The organism is Micromonospora marincola (genome assembly GCF_056150385.1).
The window spans coordinates 19,471-35,286 of the sequence record NZ_JAXCFT010000021.1 but is presented as its reverse complement, the minus strand read 5'-3'; the positions used below and the strand labels follow the sequence as shown (position 1 = coordinate 35,286).

Annotated in this window: 16 protein-coding genes; 15 read left to right on the top strand and 1 reads right to left on the bottom strand. The window is 71.7% G+C overall.

Annotation, left to right across the window (positions count from 1 at the left end; all coding sequences use genetic code 11):
* Positions 1 to 277 precede the first annotated feature (277 nt).
* The 12 genes from SM450_RS27595 to SM450_RS27540 all read left to right on the top strand — a co-directional run bounded on the left by SM450_RS27595 (position 278) and on the right by SM450_RS27540 (position 12,307).
* A complete protein-coding gene (locus SM450_RS27595) occupies positions 278 to 1,018 on the top strand; it encodes a flavin reductase family protein (RefSeq protein ID WP_474622763.1) in 741 nt (246 codons plus the stop codon).
* 242 nt (positions 1,019 to 1,260) lie between these two features.
* On the top strand, positions 1,261 to 1,629 hold the full coding sequence (locus tag SM450_RS27590) for a DUF485 domain-containing protein (RefSeq protein WP_474622698.1): 369 nt from the start codon (positions 1,261 to 1,263) through the stop codon (positions 1,627 to 1,629).
* Positions 1,607 to 3,280, top strand: coding sequence for a solute symporter family protein (locus SM450_RS27585; RefSeq protein WP_474622697.1), 1,674 nt, complete (start codon positions 1,607 to 1,609; stop codon positions 3,278 to 3,280). Before SM450_RS27590 ends, SM450_RS27585 begins: the two co-directional genes overlap by 23 nt.
* A gap of 81 nt (positions 3,281 to 3,361) precedes the next feature.
* A complete protein-coding gene (locus tag SM450_RS27580) occupies positions 3,362 to 4,342 on the top strand; it encodes an NAD-dependent epimerase/dehydratase family protein (RefSeq protein ID WP_474622696.1) in 981 nt (326 codons plus the stop codon).
* A gap of 74 nt (positions 4,343 to 4,416) precedes the next feature.
* Positions 4,417 to 5,667 (top strand): LCP family protein, encoded by a 1,251-nt coding sequence (locus SM450_RS27575; RefSeq protein WP_474622695.1) that lies wholly within the window; start codon positions 4,417 to 4,419, stop codon positions 5,665 to 5,667.
* 164 nt (positions 5,668 to 5,831) lie between these two features.
* Positions 5,832 to 7,091, top strand: coding sequence for an LCP family protein (locus tag SM450_RS27570; protein ID WP_474622694.1), 1,260 nt, complete (start codon positions 5,832 to 5,834; stop codon positions 7,089 to 7,091).
* A 184-nt stretch (positions 7,092 to 7,275) separates the two neighbouring features.
* The gene (locus tag SM450_RS27565) at positions 7,276 to 8,193 is read left to right on the top strand and encodes an LCP family protein (protein WP_474622693.1); all 918 of its coding nucleotides are present in this window, start codon (positions 7,276 to 7,278) and stop codon (positions 8,191 to 8,193) included.
* Positions 8,194 to 8,219: 26 nt separating this feature from the next.
* Entirely contained in the window at positions 8,220 to 8,555 is a 336-nt protein-coding gene (locus SM450_RS27560; RefSeq protein ID WP_474622692.1) for a rhodanese-like domain-containing protein, read from the top strand.
* A gap of 14 nt (positions 8,556 to 8,569) precedes the next feature.
* Positions 8,570 to 9,349 (top strand): glycerophosphodiester phosphodiesterase, encoded by a 780-nt coding sequence (locus SM450_RS27555; RefSeq protein ID WP_474622691.1) that lies wholly within the window; start codon positions 8,570 to 8,572, stop codon positions 9,347 to 9,349.
* Positions 9,350 to 9,425: 76 nt separating this feature from the next.
* A complete protein-coding gene (locus tag SM450_RS27550; RefSeq protein WP_474622690.1) occupies positions 9,426 to 10,880 on the top strand; it encodes a sensor histidine kinase in 1,455 nt (484 codons plus the stop codon).
* Between the two features lie 64 nt (positions 10,881 to 10,944).
* Complete coding sequence (locus SM450_RS27545; protein WP_474622762.1) at positions 10,945 to 11,361, top strand: ATP-binding protein; 417 nt, start codon at positions 10,945 to 10,947, stop codon at positions 11,359 to 11,361.
* Between the two features lie 61 nt (positions 11,362 to 11,422).
* Positions 11,423 to 12,307 (top strand): DUF5926 family protein, encoded by an 885-nt coding sequence (locus SM450_RS27540; RefSeq protein WP_474622689.1) that lies wholly within the window; start codon positions 11,423 to 11,425, stop codon positions 12,305 to 12,307.
* 71 nt (positions 12,308 to 12,378) lie between these two features.
* Here the strand turns inward: SM450_RS27540 and SM450_RS27535 are convergent, their stop codons facing one another.
* Positions 12,379 to 13,593: an arginine deiminase gene (locus tag SM450_RS27535; RefSeq protein WP_474622688.1), complete on the bottom strand. Its 1,215-nt coding sequence runs from the start codon at positions 13,591 to 13,593 to the stop codon at positions 12,379 to 12,381.
* A 162-nt stretch (positions 13,594 to 13,755) separates the two neighbouring features.
* On the opposite strand from SM450_RS27535, the gene SM450_RS27530 reads away from it, so the two are divergent.
* The 3 genes from SM450_RS27530 to SM450_RS27520 all read left to right on the top strand — a co-directional run bounded on the left by SM450_RS27530 (position 13,756) and on the right by SM450_RS27520 (position 15,809).
* Positions 13,756 to 14,490, top strand: coding sequence for a hypothetical protein (locus tag SM450_RS27530; protein ID WP_474622687.1), 735 nt, complete (start codon positions 13,756 to 13,758; stop codon positions 14,488 to 14,490).
* A 233-nt stretch (positions 14,491 to 14,723) separates the two neighbouring features.
* Positions 14,724 to 15,179 carry a hypothetical protein gene (locus SM450_RS27525; RefSeq protein WP_474622686.1) on the top strand — a complete coding sequence of 152 codons (456 nt, stop codon included), beginning with the start codon at positions 14,724 to 14,726 and terminating at the stop codon, positions 15,177 to 15,179.
* 84 nt (positions 15,180 to 15,263) lie between these two features.
* The gene (locus tag SM450_RS27520; protein ID WP_474622761.1) at positions 15,264 to 15,809 is read left to right on the top strand and encodes a hypothetical protein; all 546 of its coding nucleotides are present in this window, start codon (positions 15,264 to 15,266) and stop codon (positions 15,807 to 15,809) included.
* Positions 15,810 to 15,816 lie beyond the last annotated feature (7 nt).

Below are 15,816 nucleotides of genomic sequence, written 5' to 3'. Positions count from 1 at the left end.
GCGCTCCGTAGTAACCCCTGGCATCCTCCCCTGCCGGCGCGACCACGTCCAGGGTGGAGGCACGCGGCCCGGCCGGTGGAGGCCACGACCCGGCGGTCGGTCCTGCGACGGGTCGCCCCGGCCATCCCCCGGCCGGGGCGACCCCCTTCTCCCCAGGAGGCACCCGATGCGGAGCGAACGAACAGATCTTGGAAGGAAAATGCCCCTGGAGGGGCCCAAATCTTCCAAGATCTGGCCGGGACAGGCGCACCTCCGGCCGGGGCGGGCGCACCTGCCGATGCGGCCGGCGTGGCGGTGTCGGGTGTGCGGGGCACACTGGCCGTGTCAGCCGGCCCGGCTCGGGCTGCTGCGTGAGTTCCGGGAGGATCGGACGGCGTTGCTGTTCCACCTCGGCACACTGCTGGCCGAGGCGAACACGCAGCTCAACGACGCCACGAACCTGCACGAGCGCTTCCTCGGCTGGGCCCGGACCGCAGGCGGCACAATGTTTCACGTGAATCATGAGCCGGGAGCCGAGATCCACCACACCGATCCGTTCGCGGTGCCGGCCGGGCATCGCTCGCCGGTACGCCGCCTGCGCGGCCGGCTGGCCGCCCCGGTGACGCTCTGGACCGCGCCCGGCCCGGCCGGGCTCACCGTGTCCTCCACGCTCGTGGCCGAGGGGGAGCCGGCCCGGCTGCTCGGCCTGGTCGACCCGGAGTCGGAGCTGTGGGCGGCGGTCGAGGAGGCCGGGCGGTTCGCGGTCGCCCCGCTGGGCCCGCGCCACCGGCAGCTCGCCGACCGCTTCGCCGGCATGTTTCCCTCGCCCGGCGGCCTGTTCGCCCTGGACGCCTGGACCGGGACACCCTACGGCCCGGTGCCGACGGACGCGGGCGGCTGGGCCGGATGCCGCCTCGACACCGCCCGAGAGTACGGCTGGGGCCTGCTCGTGGAGGCCATCATCGAGACGGTCGACCTAACCGAGGACGTCACGCCCCTGCTGCACTACCGAGGCCGCTACCACGACCTGACCGACTAGCCCGCACGCTCAGCGCGCGTGATCATGAAGTTGACGGTGCCCGTGGTCCGATTTGTCGCCGCCAAGTTCATGATCATCGCGGGTGGGTGGACCGGTTAGCGGAGTGATCTGGGTCACTGGGCGCAGCGGGGGCGCCGTTGGGCGCACCGGGTGACCGGGATCCGTCCGGGTCTTTCGCGGCGGGTTGTGCACTCCTAACGTGCGCGGAAATCCCCCACGCCTGCGAAGGTGGTGATCCACAGATGTCCACGGACACACCCGCGTCCGCACCCGCCGAGTCGACCGCGGAACGGTATCTAGCCGTCCAGCGGTCCGACGAGTTCGCCGGGTTGCGGCGCACGCTGCGCGGCTTCATCTTCCCGATGACCGTCGCGTTCTTCCTGTGGTACGCGCTCTACGTCATCCTCTCCGCGTACGCGCGGGGTTTCATGGGCACGAAGCTGATCGGCAACATCAACGTCGCCCTGGTCTTCGGTCTGCTCCAGTTCGTCTCGACGTTCGTCATCGCCTGGCTCTACTCGCGGTTCGCCAACCGGCGGATCGACCCGGTCGCCGACCGGATCCGCGCCGAGATGGGGGAGGTGAACCATGAACACGATTCTCGCGGCTGAGGCGGGCAGCACCACCGCCCGGAACCTCACCATCACGCTGTTCCTGATCTTCGTGGCGATCACGCTGGCGATCACCGTGTGGGCCAGCCGGCAGACCAAGACCGCCACCGACTTCTACGCCGGTGGCCGCTCCTTCTCCGGCTTCCAGAACGGCATGGCGATCGGCGGCGACTACATGTCGGCGGCGTCCTTCCTGGGCATCGCCGGCATCATCGCCCTCTACGGGTACGACGGCTTCCTGTACTCGATCGGCTTCCTGGTCGCCTGGCTGGTGGCGCTGCTGCTCGTCGCCGAACTGCTGCGCAACTCCGGCCGGTACACGATGGCGGACGTGCTGGCGTTCCGGATGCGGCAGCGGCCGGTCCGGACCGCGGCGGCGGTCTCCACCATCACCGTGTCGATCTTCTACCTGCTGGCCCAGATGGTCGGCGCCGGCGCCCTGGTGGCGCTGCTGCTCGGCATCAAGCCGGGGACCACGTTCCTCGGCATGGACGCCGACACCGCCAAGGTGGCCACCATCATCCTGGTCGGCGCGCTGATGATCATCTACGTGACGGTCGGCGGCATGAAGGGCACCACGTACGTCCAGATCGTCAAGGCGTTCCTGCTGATGACCGGCGCGCTGGTGATGACGCTGCTGGTGCTCGCCAAGTACAAGTTCAACCTGTCCTCGCTGCTCGGCGACGCGGCCGACGCCTCGGGCAAGGGAGCGGCCTTCCTCGAACCCGGGTTGCGCTACGGCGTGGAGACACCCGGCGACGCGCTGAAGACGTTCTACAGCAAGATGGACCTGCTCTCGCTCGGCATCGCGTTGGTGCTCGGCACCGCCGGCCTGCCGCACATCCTGATCCGCTTCTACACCGTGCCGACCGCCCGGGCGGCCCGTAAGAGCGTGCTCTGGGCGATCGGCATCATCGGCGCGTTCTACCTGCTCACCCTCGCCCTCGGCTTCGGCGCGGCGGCGATCGTGGGCGGGCAGGCAATCACCGCGCAGGACAAGGCCGGCAACACGGCCGCGCCGCAGCTCGCCGAGGCGCTCGGGTTGGACTTCTTCGGCGGGAGCCTGGGCGGGGCGACACTACTGGCGATCATCGCAGCGGTCGCGTTCGCCACGATCCTCGCGGTGGTGGCCGGCTTGACGCTGGCGTCGTCGTCGAGCCTGGCGCACGACTTCTACGCCAACGTCGTCAAGAAGGGGCAGACGTCGGAGCGGCAGGAGGTGAACGTCGCCCGGATCTCCGCGCTGGGGATCGGCGCCGTCTCCATCGTACTGTCGATCTTCGCGCAAAACCTGAACGTGGCGTTCCTGGTCGCGTTGGCGTTCGCGGTGGCCGCGTCCGGCAACCTGCCGGCGATCCTCTACAGCCTGTTCTGGAAGCGGTTCAACACCTCGGGCGCGGTCTGGGCGATCTACGGCGGCCTGATCTCCGCCGTGGCGCTTGTCTTCTTCTCCCCGGTCGTCTCCGGGGCGCCGACGGCCATGTTCCCCGACCACGACTGGCACTGGTTCCCGCTGTCGAACCCGGGCATCATCTCGATCCCGATCGGCTTCCTGTGCGGCTGGCTCGGCACGATCCTGTCCAAGGAGAGCGACGACGAGAAGTACGCCGAACTGGAGGTGCGCTCGCTCACCGGTGCGGGCGCGCACTGACGGGTAGCTGTTAAGCGGGGCCCCCGCCTCTACCGGAGGCGTTAACAGGGGGCCCCGCCTTACCTGTATAGGGTGGCGGGTATGAACGTCGCTCCCCGGTTCGGGTCCGGGCACCGCATCCTTGTCACCGGCGGCGCCGGCTTCGTCCCGTCCCACCTGGTCGACCGGCTCGTCGAGCGCGGCTGCACGGTGGTGGTGCTCGACAACTTCGTCACCGGTTCCAAGGACAACGTGGCCCACCTGCTCGACGAGCCGACGTTCACGCTCGTCGAGGCGGACATCTCCGACGGCCTGCCCACCCACCACCCGGCCATGACCGAGCGGTTCGACGCGATCCTGCACATGGCGTCCCCGGCCAGCCCGACCGACTTCGAGAAGCTGCCGGTGGAGATCCTCCGGGTGGGCTCGGTGGCGACGCTGGCCCTGCTGGAGCGCGCCACCGACGACGGCGCGCGGTTCCTGATGGCCTCCACCTCGGAGGCGTACGGGGACCCGAAGGAGCACCCGCAGCGCGAGACCTACTGGGGCAACGTCAACCCGATCGGTATCCGGAGCGTCTACGACGAGGCGAAGCGTTTCTCCGAGGCCGCCACCATGGCCTACCACCGCAGCCGCGGCACGGACACCGCGATCGTGCGGATCTTCAACACGTACGGCCCGCGGATGCGTCCGGACGACGGCCGGGCCATCCCGACCTTCATCTCGCAGGCGCTGCGCGGCGAGCCGATCACCGTACACGGCACCGGCAACCAGACCCGGTCGATCTGCTACGTCGACGATCTGGTGCGGGGCATCCTGTTGCTGCTCGACTCGACCCAGACCGGCCCGATCAACTGCGGCACCGAGCACGAGCTGTCGATGCGGCAACTGGCTGAGACGATCGTGTCACTCACCGGAAGCACGTCCGAGGTGAGCTACATCACTCGCGCCTCGGACGACCCGGAGATGCGGCGCCCCGACCTGACCCTCGCCCGCGAACTGCTGGGATACGAGCCGACCGTGGCGCCCGAAGACGGCCTCCGACGCACGATCGAGTACTTCCGCGAGCGGCTAGGGTACTGATCCCCGCTGTCCGCCGGCTGAATACCGTGCGCGCCTGAGGACGGCGGTGGACCCGCCGACCTACCCTCGATGACATGTCAGCGACCTCGTCTGCCGGCGCACCCCTGGACCGCCCCCTGCACCGGAGCGCGGGCCGCGCCCAGGTTCCCGGCTCCGGCCGTGGCGCACCCGCGCGTGCCCGCGCCACGGAAACCCGCTGGTACCCGTCGTACGACGAGGCACCCCGCTCGGGCGGACGCGGCGGGCCGGGCGGACCGGGCGGGCCGACCGACCCCGGCGGCCCGGGTGGCGGTTCCGGCGGGCCGGGTCGCCGCCCCCGGCCGCGCTGGAAGCGCATCGGCCTGGTGACCGGCGTCGTGGTGCTCGTGCTGGCGTTGCTCGGCGGCGTCGGCGGCTGGCTCTACGCCCGTAACCTCGACGGCGACCTGGCCCGCACCGATCCGTTCTCGGCGATCACCGGCGGTCGGCCGGCCAAGACTGTCGACGGCGCGTTCAACATCCTGCTCGTGGGCAGTGACTCGCGGGATCCGGACGCCCAGGTCGACAGCGCCGGCAAGTGGCGGGCGGACACCGTGATCGTCATGCACATCCCGGCCGACCACAAGAGCGCCTACCTGGTCTCCATCCCGCGTGACCTGTACGTGCCGATCCCGGAGGGGGCGGGCGCCTCCTGCGACTCCGGCTCGCGCAACAAGATCAACGCGGCGTTCGCGTTCGGCGGGCTCCCGCTCGCGGTGAAGACCGTGGAGTGCTTCACCGACGTCCGCATCGACCATGTCATGGCCATCGACTTCGGAGGCTTCAAGGACGTCACCGACGCGCTTGGCGGGGTCGACCTCAAGGTGGATCGGACCATCAAGTCGATCCACAAGCCGTACCGGACGTTCACCAAGGGTGTGAACCACATGGACGGCGCCGAGGCGCTGGACTGGGTCCGGCAGCGCAAGCAGTTCCCCGAGGGCGACTTCGCCCGGATGCGCCACCAGCAGGAGTTCCTGAAGGCGCTGATGGACAAGGCGGCAAGCACCGGGACGCTGAGCAACCCGAAGAAGCTGAACGACTTCCTCAAGGCGCTGACCGCCGCCGTCACGGTCGACCAGGGCTTCTCGTTGACTGATATGGCGGTGCAGTTCCGCAGCCTGCGCGGCGAGAACCTGACGTTCGTCACCAGCCCGAACCTGGGCGGTCAGACCATCGACGGTCAGTCGGTGGTGGTCTCCGACCGGGAGAAGGCGCTGGCGATGTACCAGGCCATCGCCGGCGACAGGATGGCCGACTGGGTCGGCGCCAACCAGAAGGGGTCGGGCGACAGCGCCGGCGGCTGACGGCACCGGGAGCCAGCCGCCGACCGGGCGCTCAGCCTCGCCCGTTCGGGCACATCTCGAAAACATTGGCCGGGATTGACGGTATTACCCCGCCTCAGAAGGTCGCGAGAACGGGAACAGATCCGTAGAGTGGTCCCGCCCCCGATCACCGAGCTGGAGCACGAATGTCGGTCCAGACCAGTCGTCGCCCGCACTCCCCGGCGCCCGGATCACCCGGGCGGGTCCCCCCGGTCATCCCCACGCAGCCCGGCCCCGGTGGTCGCGGTCCCGGTGGTCGCGGTCCCGGCGGCAGTGGCCCCGGCGGCAGTGGCCCCGGTGGCGGGAAAAAGAAGCGCACCAAGCGCAAGGACCCGCTCTGGGCGAAGCTCACGCTGGTCCTCGGCGCGGTGCTGATGGTGACAAGCGGCGTGGCGATCGTCGGCAGTAAGGCCGTGATCGGCCAGGCGACGAACAACATCGCCCAGCGCAACCTGCTCGGCGACGCCGGCAAGAGCGAGGCCGAGGGCGGCAACAGCCTGGACGGCCCGATCGACATGCTGCTGCTCGGTGTGGACGCCCGCGAGCGCTGGGCCGCCGACGACGTCCGCTCGGACACGATCATCATCCTGCACATCCCGGCCAGCCACGACCAGGCATACCTCGTCTCGATCCCCCGGGACACCGAAGCGCACATTCCGGCGTCCGAGAAGGCTGGCTGGAAGGGCGGCACCGACAAGATCAACGCCGCTTTCCAGGTCGGTGCCCGCAACGGCGGCGGCTGGGAGGGTGGCGCCCAGCTGATGGCCAAGACGATCAAGTCGATGACCGGGATCAGCTTCGACGGCGCGGCGATCATCAACTTCGGCGGTTTCAAGAACGTCATCGACGCGCTCGGCACGGTGCGGATCTGCGTCAGCCACGAGGTCCCCTCCCACCACATGTCGATGGTCGAGGGCAAGCCGATGTGGAACGCGGACGCGAAGAAGACCGGCAAGCCCTACAAGACGGTGGTGCACAAGAAGGGCTGCAAGGAGATGGAGGGCTGGGAGGCGCTCGACTACTCCCGCCAGCGCTACGGCCTGCCCAACAGCGACTACGACCGGCAGCAGAACCAGCAGCAGTTGATCAAGGCGATGGCCAAGAAGGCCACCGAGGGCGGCATGCTCACCAACCCGATCAAGCTGAACGGGTTGATGAAGGCCGCCGGCAAGGCCTTCGTGCTGGACACCGGCGGCGTGCCGATCGCCGACTTCATCTTCACCCTCAAGAACCTCAACGGGAACGACCTGGTCACCCTCCGCACCAACGGCGGGACGTTCGCCGGCAACGCCAACGGCCGGGAGACGTTCAACGAGACGACGATGGAGATGTTCCGGGCCGTCAAGAACGACAAGCTGGCCGACTTCATCGTGGCCAATCCGGCCGTGCTCTCCACCCGTAAGTGACGGAAGCCGGCACCTGCCGGCCGATCCCCCCGTAGCCTGATGTGAGCGGGTCTCATGTCGTCGCGACGGGGGGATCGTCACGTCCAGGCCAGCACGGAACCGACGCGGGCGGGCCCGACCGGCCCGCTGGCCCCGGTTCCTGCTCGGCGCCGGGCTCGCCCTGGTCCTGCTCGCCACGCTCGGCGTGACCGGGCTGCACTGGCTCACCCACAGGTACGACCGCACGGTGACGAAGGAACAACTGCTCGACCCCACCGCCCGGAAAAAGCGGACGGACCTGGACGGGGCACTCAACTACCTGCTGATCGGCTCCGACCACCGGCCCGGCGCGAACCCCGACGACCAGCGCTCGGACACCATCCTGATCGTGCACGTGCCGGCCGGGATGCGGCAGGCGTACCTGATCTCCGTGCCGCGCGACCTGCTGGTGGCCATCCCGGCGGCGGCCGGCTTCCCCGGCGGCCAGGACAAGGTCAACGCGGCGTACGAGCACGGCGGCGGCGGCGAGAGCGGGGCGCGGCTGCTCAGTGCCACCCTCACCCGGCTCACCGGGGTCCGCTTCGACGGCGCGGCGCTCGTCGACTTCTCCGGCTTCACGTCGGTGATCGACCAGCTCGGCGGCATCCGGATGTGTGTGGACACGCCGGTCCGCTCGATCCACACCGGGACCCGGTTCGAGCCCGGCTGCCAGCAGATGGACGGGGCCCGGACGCTCGACTACGTGCGTCAGCGCTACGACCTGCCCGGGGGCGACTACGACCGGCAGCGGCACCAGCAGCAGATGCTCCGGGCGGTGCTCGACCGGGCCGGCGACACGCACCTGCGCGGCGACCCGGTGAAACTGGACCGGGTGCTGCGCTCGGTCGGCGGGGCGATGACCGTCGACACCAACGGCGTACCCCTGGACGAGCTTGTCTTCGCGCTCCGCGCGCTGCCCGCGGACGCCCTGCGCGGGGTCCGGGTGCCCTCCTACCCGCAGACCATCGACCAGGTGTCGTACGTGGTGTTGGACACCGGCGGCGGCGATCTGTTCACCGCCCTGCGGGACGCCCGGGTGCCGGCGTGGGCCGACGCCAACCCCGGCTGGGTCAACCGGCTCTGAGCCCGGCGGGCGACTAGGCTTTCACCGTGTTCGGAGCCCACCTTCCCAGCGTGCCCGCGTCGGCCGTGCCCGACGACGTCTACCTGCTCGACGTCCGCGAGGACGACGAGTGGGCCGCCGGCCATGCGCCGGCCGCCCACCACCTGCCGATGACCGAGCTGCCGGCCCGGCTCGCCGAGGTGCCCGACGACCGCGAGGTGGCGGTGATCTGCCGCTCGGGCGGTCGTTCCGGGCAGGTGGTCGGCTACCTGCTGCGCAACGGTTGGGACGAGGTGCGCAACGTCGAGGGCGGGATGGGCGGGTGGGCCGCCGCCGGTCGTCCGGTGGTCACCGACGACGGGCAGCCGGGTCGGGTCCTCTGAGGCACGTCCCGACCATGACCGCGCCCCTGGTCTTCGCCCACCGAGGGTCCTCGTACGACCTGCCGGAGCACACCCTCGCCGCCTACCTGCGTGCCCTGGACGAGGGCGCGGACGGGCTGGAGTGCGACGTCCGGCTCACCCGCGACGGGCACCTGGTCTGCGTGCACGACCGCCGGCTGGATCGGACCAGCAACGGTCACGGGCTGGTCAGCGCGCGTACGCTCGCCGAACTGGAGGCGCTCGACTTCGGCTCCTGGCACCCGGCCGCGGGCGCCGCGCGGCTGGACGACTCGCACACCCGACTGCTCACGCTGGCCCGGCTGCTCGACGCGGTGCTGGCCGCCGGGCGGCCGGTCCGGCTGCTGATCGAGACGAAGCACCCGTCGCGTTACCGGGGCGACGTTGAGCGCCGCCTGGTCGACCTGCTGCGCCGGCACGGCCTCGCCGAGCCCGGTCCGGACGACCCGGTCCAGGTGACCGTGATGTCCTTTTCACCGCTTGCCGTACGCCGGATCCGCGCGCTCGCGCCAGCGCTGCCCACGGTGCTGCTGCTGGAGGTGCTGCCACCCGGGCTGCCGCTCGGCCGGCTGCCCTTCGGCTGCCGGATCGCCGGGCCGGGGGTGGATCTGGTGCGGGCCCGTCCGCACCTCGTCCCCGCGTTGCGTGCGGCCGGCAACGCGGTCTACGTCTGGACCGTGAACGAGCCGGAGGACCTGGAACTCGTGCTTGCCGCCGAGGTGGACGGCGTGATCACGGACCGGCCCGCCCGCGCGTTGACCCGATTGGGCCGATGATGCCCGTCGATCCGCCTACCGCCCGGTCGACCGGCCGGGGGTGTCCCCGGCGCGGCCGGCGGGGCACACTCGGGACATGCCGGAGCGAACCGACTACCCCGCCCTCATCGCCGGCCACACGACCGCGATCAAGATGATCAACTCGGGCGAATCCGGTCTCGACGTGCTGACCCGCCTGCTCCGCGAGGTCGAACCGGCGGTCGGTGCCACCGGACTGGTCTTCGTGGAGTTCACCCCGGCGGGCGGGCGGGTGATCGCGGCGACCGGCAGCGCCGACTTCGTGATCGGCCGCCCGCTGCCGGCCACCGACCCGGCCACCGTCTGCCTGCTGGCCGGTCCGCCGGTGCGGGAGGTCCGGATCGACACGATCCCGGGCGTGCTCGCCGACGAGGTCGCCGGCCGCGGGCTGCGCCGGATGATCGTGGCGCGGGCCGAGATCGGTGGGCTGACCGTCGGCAGCCTCCACGCCCTCTACCCGACGGACGAGCCGCTCGACGCCTCGCAGCGCGCCGTCGTCGGCTACGTGGCCGCCTGCATCGCGCACATGTACGGCGACCAGACCGGCCTCCCGGTGCACGGCGACGGTCCGGTCGTGGCCGCGCTCGCCGACGGCCTGGCGGTGGTGGACCGGGACAACCGGATCCGGCTCTGGAACCCGGCCGCCGCCCAGGTGACCGGCCGGCCGGCGGACGAGGCGCTGAGCCGGTCGATGCCGTTCCCACTGCCCCCGTCCGGGCAGGTGCTCGACCACCGGCTGCCGGACGGCCGTTGGCTCCGGATCACCTCCGGCGAGCTGCCCGGCCCGAACGCGCTCCGGGTGGTGACCTTCCGCGACATCACCGACCAGCACCGACGCGACCACGACCGGGACCTCTTCGTCGCGGTCACCAGCCACGAACTGCGCACCCCGGTCACCGTGATCAAGGGCTACGCGGACACGCTCACCGACCACTGGGAATCACTGAGCGACCACGACCGGCGGGAGGCCGCCCGGATCATCGGGCAGCGCGCCAACGAACTGGCCCGCCTGGTCGACCGACTGCTCACCGCCGCCACCGAGAACCGTCCCGGCGGGGAACCGGCCGCCCCGTTCGACCTGGTCGACGCGCTCCGGGCGGCGGTGGCCGACCTGCCTGCCGACATCCGGCACCGGATCGTGCTCAACCTCCCCGCCGACCTGCCGAAAGCCGTCGGCGACCGGCACAGCCTGGCCACCGTGCTCACCGAACTGGGCACCAACGCCGGGAAATACTCGCTGCCCGACACACCTATCGAGATCGGCGCCGACGCGAACGAGCGGACCGTCACGTTCCGCGTCTCCGACCGGGGCATCGGCATCCGGCCGGAGCACGTGGAGCGGGCCTTCGACCGGTTCTGGCAGGGCGAGTCCGGCGACCGCCGCCGCTATCCCGGCGCCGGGCTGGGCCTCTACCTCGTCCGGCAGATCGTTGAACAGCAGAATGGATGGGTATCCCTCCGACCGAGATCCGGTGGAGGTACGGTCGCGGAGGTGCGGCTGCCCCGGGGGTGAACCGGGCGTCCACGACTGTGGAAGGAACGACGTGTCGACGGGACCGGCCGAACGGTCGTGGTGCGTGGTGGTGCCCCACCATGCGACAGGCGCGCGCGTGGCGCGGCACCGGCTCGCCGACGAGCTGACCGGCGTCGTACCCCCGGTCCTGCTGGCCGACCTGGTGGCGGTCCTCGCCGAGCTGGTCGGCAACGCGGTCCGGCACGCCGAGGCCCTGCCCGGCGACGTGGTCCGGGTGGCCTGGCGGCTACGCGCGACGGACCGGGGGCCAGGCGTCCAGCTCCGGGTCACCGACGGCGGTTCCGGCGCCGGCCCGCGGATGCGGGTCGCCCCGCCCGACGCGGTGGACGGGCGCGGCCTGCACATCGTCGCCGGCCTCTCCAGCCGTTGGGGCGTCGAGCGGGACGGCCTGGGCCAGAGCGTGTGGGCGGAGTTCGACCCCGCCGGGTCACCCCGGCCGGACCTGGTCGCCACCGGCTGACCCGGCCGGCAGGGCGGGTCCGGCCCCCGGGTGCCCCCGCGGGCATCTAGGCTTTCTCGCCGTGAGCAAGCGTCGAAAGAACCAACGGACCGTCGAAGCCACCCCGAAGCGGGAGAAGGTGCGTGACATCTTCGTCCCCCGACCGTTCGAGGGCCTGGTCGACGAGCCGGAGTGGATCGCCCTGCGCGAGCTGGTGCCGGCCGCGTCCGCGCCGCTGCGGCTGATCCCCGAGCTGGTCGAGGAGTACGGCGACCGGCCGGTCGTCCTGGCCACCGTCCTGCCGATGGCCGCTCCGGCGGTGGCCAAGCCGGACGGGCGGGTCCTCATCGGCCTGCAACGGCACCAGCAGTCCGGCGACGTCTCCCGGGACCTGGCCGACGCGCTGCTCTGCGCGCTGCGCACCGAGCCGGGCGGTCAGGTGAGCGTGCCGCCGCTGCCCGGGGCCGGCCCCCGCCTTCAGGACATCCTGGTGGACGGGCCGCTGGAGATCAGCATGCACGAGGGGTTCGACTTCTGGCTCGACCCGGGCGCCACCGACGACCCGAACGTGCAGGCGTCCCTGGAGCGGGCGAACGCGGCGATCTACCCGACGGTCAAGCTGGACGCGGCGCGGGCGGCGTACTGGTGCCAGGTGCCGGAGAAGGCGCACGTGCGCTGGGTGCTGCCGGACGACGAGGACGCCGCGCTGAACGCCCTGGCCCGGCTGGGCGCGGCCGGTTCGCTGACGCTCGGCGACGACACGAAGTTCGCCGGCATGTTCCGCGCGCACGGCCGCCTGGCGCCGGTCTGGGACCTGCCTGAGGACACCCCGGCCGCCGAGTGGGAGGGCCCGGTCGCCGAGTTCGCCAAGCGCTACGCGGAGGCGCTCGCGGACCAGGATGCGCTGGACGGGGATGCCCGCCGCGCCCGCCAGGGCCTCGTCGGCCGCCAGCTCACCCTGCGCTGACCGCCCGGTGTTAGGCGGGGGCCTTTCTTAACGTTGTGCGTTAAGAAGGGCCCCCGCCTCTACCGAAAGCGTTAAGCGGGGCCCCCGCCTTTCTCGCGGACGAGGGGGCAGGACATGCAGCGGGGGCCGCCCCGGCCGGAGCCCAACTCCGAGCCGGCGATGGCGATCACCTCGATGCCGGCGCGCTCCAACTGCGCGTTGGTCTCCACGTTGCGTTCGTAGCCCACGCAGAGGCGCGGCGCGAGGGCGAGCGTGTTGTTGCCGTCGTCCCACTGCTCGCGCTCGGCGGTGACCGGGTCCAGGCCGGTGTCGATCACCCGGAGTTGGTCGAGGTCCATCGCGTCGGCGGCGGCCCGCAGGAACGGCGCCGGGCCGTCGACCCGCGGCTCGCCGTCCGCGCCGGCGACGACGGTGTACGCGGACAGCTCGCTGGCGATGTTGGGATACATGAGCACGGCGTCCACGTCGACCATGGTGCAGACCGTGTCCAGGTGCATGGTGGCGCGTTCCTGGGCGATCGGGACCACCAGGATGGTGTGCGCCAACCCGGCGGCGAAGACCTGCCGGGCCAGCCGCTCGGCGCCGGCCGGGGTGGTGCGTTCGCCGACGCCGACGGCGAGCACGCCCGGGGCGAGCAGCAGCACGTCGCCGCCCTCCAGGTGCTCCAGCCCGGGGTGGTAGACGAACTCCGTGCCGGCGAAGCGCGGGTGGTAACGGTAGATCGCGTCGGTCAGGGTGGTCTCCCGCCGCCGCGCCGGCATGGCCAGGCTTGTGACGCCGACCCGGTCGCCGATCCACACCGACGAGTCGCGGGTGAAGAGAAGATTCGGTAACGGGTCGATGACGAAGTCGTGCCGGTCCATCAGGGTCCAGACCAGACCGCCGGGCCGCTCGGCGCCGATCCGCAGCTCCTCGTGGGCGAGCCCGGCGATGAACACGTCGGCGAGGGCGGCCGGATCGAGGTACGCCAGGTGGTCGGCGACCCGGGCGCGCAGGGTGTCGCCGAGGCGGCGGGACCGCAGCACCCGCCCGGTCATCTCGGCCCGGGCGTCCGGCACGGCGAGCGTCTCGGCCAGCAGGTCGGCCAGGTAGAGCACCTCGACTCCGCGCGAGCGCAGGGCCGCCGCGAAGGCGTCGTGCTCCTCCTGCGCACGTCCCACCCATGGGATAGCGTCGAAGAGGAGGGAGTCGTTGTTGCGTGGGGTGAGGCGGGCAAGCTCGGGTCCGGGGCGGTGCAGCAGCACCGTGCCGAGTCGGGCCACTTCGCTGTCCACGTAGTGCGTCACCCCCGCAGCCTAGGGCAGGCTTCCGCACCATCCGGAAAAGAAGTGTGAATGAATATGGCATTCATCCACAGTCATTCCGGCGGTCCAACTTGCCGAGCCCCCGGGTGTGCAACGTAGGGTAGTGGAGACATAACTTCGAGAGACCTTTTGCCGGAGGTCGCGATGACTGTCTTTCCCGCTCGTCGAGCCGTACCGAGCCGGGCACTGCCGCCCCGCGCGGCACATCCCCGGGTCGAGGCCGCCCCTGCGCTCGAGCCGGCGCGTCCCACTCCACTGGAGTGGGCCCGCCGCCGTCGCGCCGACCGTGGGGCCCGCCGGTTGGAAGCCGCCGGGGCCCGCGCCCTGGGCCAACTCGACCACCTCGGGCCCGCCTGGCACGTCATCGAGTGGCCACGAACAGACCTGGCCGAGGCGCTGCTCGACCGCGGCCAGGACGACCGGGCCGGGTTCCTCGCGATCGGGCCGAGCGGGCTCTTCGCGGTCACCATCGCCGACCACGGCCGGGCGCGGGTGCTTGTCGCCGGCGACGTCGTGCAGATCAACGGCAAGCGTCCGCCCTATGTGGCCGAGGCGCGCCGCGATGCCAAGCGGGCCAGCAAGGCGCTCTCCGACGCGGTCGGCCTGCCGATCCCGGTGACGCCGGTGCTGACCTTCGTCGGCTCCGGGGTGATCAGCGTCTACGGCCTCCCGAAGGACTGTCTCATGGCCACCCACCGGGAGCTGGACCGGCTGCTCGTGGCCGCCGGCAACCGGATCAGCCCGGCCACCGCCGAGAAGCTGTCCCGAGTCGCCCAGGCGCCGTCGACGTGGCTGAACGGCACTTACCGTCCATCCGCCGACTACCGGTGGTATGACGAGGGCCGAACGGCCGCTGACAAGCGGGCCGCCCGCCGGTAACGTCTCGGACGACGCCACGCGGTCCGCGGCACCGCCCCGACCGGTTCCGTCGTTCCGCGTCGTCGCCGGCCGCCCGCCCCCCGGGGCTCCCGTCGCACCGACGCATGTCCCTCGGTCCCTGCGCCGCCCAGCCTCACGGGTGAGCACCGGTGGCCGGGAGGCGCAGCGCGGCCGGATGGTCGCTGTGCCGACCGGCTAGCGTGGACAGACCGTCGGTGTATATAGGAGGCGCGGTGGCCCACGTCGAGCTCTCACTCTCGGAAGTGTTCGCGTCCCCGACCGAGACACCCACCGAGCAGGAGTCCGACAATTTCGCGCAGTGGTCCGGGACGGTTTCCCGGGCCGCCGAGCCGTGCCTGTTGATCGACGCCGACACCACAGTGGTGGCGATCTCCTCGTCCGGCTGCGACCTGCTCTGCCTGGGCGCGCCGGAGGACGTGGTCGGCCGCCCGCTGCTTGAGGGTGGCCTGCGCCTGGTCGACTTCACCGCCAGCCCGAGCGAACTCACCGAGCAGGAGACCGACAAGATCCCGCCGCTGCTCGCGCTGCTCTCCGGTCGGCTCGCCCGCGGGCTGCTCCGGGTGCAGGGGCCCGGCTCCGACGCCGGGACGACGGTGGACGCCATCTCCACGCCGGTGCTCACCGGCGCCGCGGTGGCCGGCTCGCTCACCTTCTTCTGCGTGCTCTGACCCGCCCGGGGGCAATCCGTCGCGCACCCGGCTTCACCCGAGCGGGCGCGCCTCCTACGATGGGCTCGGCCCCCGGCCGTGATGATGCCCCTCGATGTCGAGGACTGCGCCGTGCCCCGCACCCCACCCCACCGCCGTCCCCTCCTGGCGACGCTGCTGCTCGCGCTGCTCGCGCTCGCCGCCTGCGGGCAACCGCCCGAACTGCGCGAGCCGCCCGCCACCGAGGCCGGCAGCCCGTCCGCCTCGGCGTCGGCGACGCCCACCCCGACCCCGTCTGCGCCGGGCACCCCCGCCACGCCGACCCGGCCCACCCCGGCGCCCGACCCGGTCGCCACCCCCTGCCGGGGCAGACCGTCCGGCGACCGGATCGTCGCCATGCTGCGCGGCTCCGCCGGGGTGCTGCCGCGAGCGGTACGGGTCACGGTCCGGACCGGTCCGCTCTGCGCGGAGGGCTGGCAGTACACCGTGCTGGCGGTCACCGGGCACGAGGAACTCCAGGTGGTCACGCGGGGCCGGTCCGGCACGCCGAAACTGGTGACCGCCGGCACGGACGTGTGCGGCGTCGAGGTTCGCGCCACCGCGCCCACAGGCATCCGTACCCTGGCCTGCGACGGCGCCCCGGGTGCGTAGTGTGGTC

Bases quoted from the DNA above. Each gene is read 5' to 3' on its own strand.
- SM450_RS27575 (WP_474622695.1), top strand. From the start codon at position 4,417: ATGTCAGCGACCTCGTCTGCCGGCGCACCCCTGGACCGCCCCCTGCAC.
- SM450_RS27585 (WP_474622697.1), top strand. From the start codon at position 1,607: ATGAACACGATTCTCGCGGCTGAGGCGGGCAGCACCACCGCCCGGAAC.
- SM450_RS27595 (WP_474622763.1), top strand. From the start codon at position 278: ATGCGGCCGGCGTGGCGGTGTCGGGTGTGCGGGGCACACTGGCCGTGT.
- SM450_RS27580 (WP_474622696.1), top strand. From the start codon at position 3,362: ATGAACGTCGCTCCCCGGTTCGGGTCCGGGCACCGCATCCTTGTCACC.
- SM450_RS27550 (WP_474622690.1), top strand. From the start codon at position 9,426: ATGCCGGAGCGAACCGACTACCCCGCCCTCATCGCCGGCCACACGACC.
- SM450_RS27555 (WP_474622691.1), top strand. From the start codon at position 8,570: ATGACCGCGCCCCTGGTCTTCGCCCACCGAGGGTCCTCGTACGACCTG.
- SM450_RS27520 (WP_474622761.1), top strand. From the start codon at position 15,264: ATGCCCCTCGATGTCGAGGACTGCGCCGTGCCCCGCACCCCACCCCAC.
- SM450_RS27570 (WP_474622694.1), top strand. From the start codon at position 5,832: ATGTCGGTCCAGACCAGTCGTCGCCCGCACTCCCCGGCGCCCGGATCA.
- SM450_RS27590 (WP_474622698.1), top strand. From the start codon at position 1,261: ATGTCCACGGACACACCCGCGTCCGCACCCGCCGAGTCGACCGCGGAA.
- SM450_RS27530 (WP_474622687.1), top strand. From the start codon at position 13,756: ATGACTGTCTTTCCCGCTCGTCGAGCCGTACCGAGCCGGGCACTGCCG.